The following is a 1,140-nucleotide window of genomic DNA, read 5'->3' on the forward strand; positions in this document are numbered from 1 at the left end:
TACTTTTTGTTCGATAACCCTAGCGTAAATTTGCGTTGTGGAAAGCTTCGTATGACCGAGTAATTTTGAAACGGTCTCAATGGGCACGCCATTGGAAAGCGTAACAGTAGTGGCAAACGTATGCCTTGCCGCGTGGAACGTGAGCTTCTTATTTATTTTTAGGATAGCAGCTACTTCCTTCAGATATTTATTTATTTTCTGATTGGAAAATACCGGCAGCAATTTTTCGCTTTTGTTTTCAGTTCCCTGGTCATACTTTTTCAGGATGTCAAGGGCTTTATCCAAAAGCGGTATTTTTACAGCTTCATCGTTCTTTTCCCTTTTTGTGAATATCCAATAATCCCCATCGATGCCACGTACAATATGGTCATCGCTGAGCAACTTTACATCGATATAGGACAGTCCCGTATAACAGGCAAAAACAAAAACGTCCCTCGTTTTTTGGTGCATCCCTTTTGAAAGCTGACCGGATTCCAGAACTTCAAGTTCAGATTGCGATAAAAATGCCCGTTGATGCTTTGTAAACTTTAGCGAGAACCTTACAAAAGGATCCTTCTCGATCCATTCCAACCGAAGGGCAAGGTTCATCATCTTTTTCAACCGTTCCAAATGTTTCATAACCCCGTTGTTCTTTAGAGGCTGGGAACGGTTTATGGATTTTCCGTTACGTAAGAACTGTTCAAAATCAATGATGAATTTATAGGACAGTTGTTTCAGGAAAACGTCATTGGTCTTTAGTTTGTGCTTCAGATACCGTTTTATATAGCGTTCCGTAGTGAAATAATTTTTCAATGTGCCGGGCTTGAGTACCGAAACCATATTCTTATTATGGTAGGAAACCAGTTGAAGCAGCGTTTTGTGCTGTTCATCTTCCCCAAGGTAACGGGCTTTGATAGCTTGGGCGGTAACGTATTTGGATTCGCCCAGAAGCTGTTTGTGGCATTCCAGTAAATCGGAATAGACCTGATCTAAATAGACGTTGAGGGCTTTACCCTCAGAAGTTCTCGAATTTGCCCTCTTGGAACGGGTATCCCAATAGGTAACCGATGTAAATCGTTTTAAACTGATCTCGGCACGTTTTCCATCGACCGTGATACGGGCATAAATGGGTGCAAAATCATCTTTTGCTTTGGCCATACT

1 protein-coding gene is annotated in these 1,140 nt (G+C 41.5%); it reads right to left on the bottom strand.

The window, feature by feature from the left end:
- A partial coding sequence (locus RM529_RS17445) for a site-specific integrase (protein WP_311486012.1) occupies positions 1–1,140 on the bottom strand: 1,140 nt, incomplete at both ends.

This window comes from Autumnicola edwardsiae (assembly GCF_031846505.1).
In the GTDB taxonomy this organism is placed as follows: domain Bacteria; phylum Bacteroidota; class Bacteroidia; order Flavobacteriales; family Flavobacteriaceae; genus Autumnicola; species Autumnicola edwardsiae.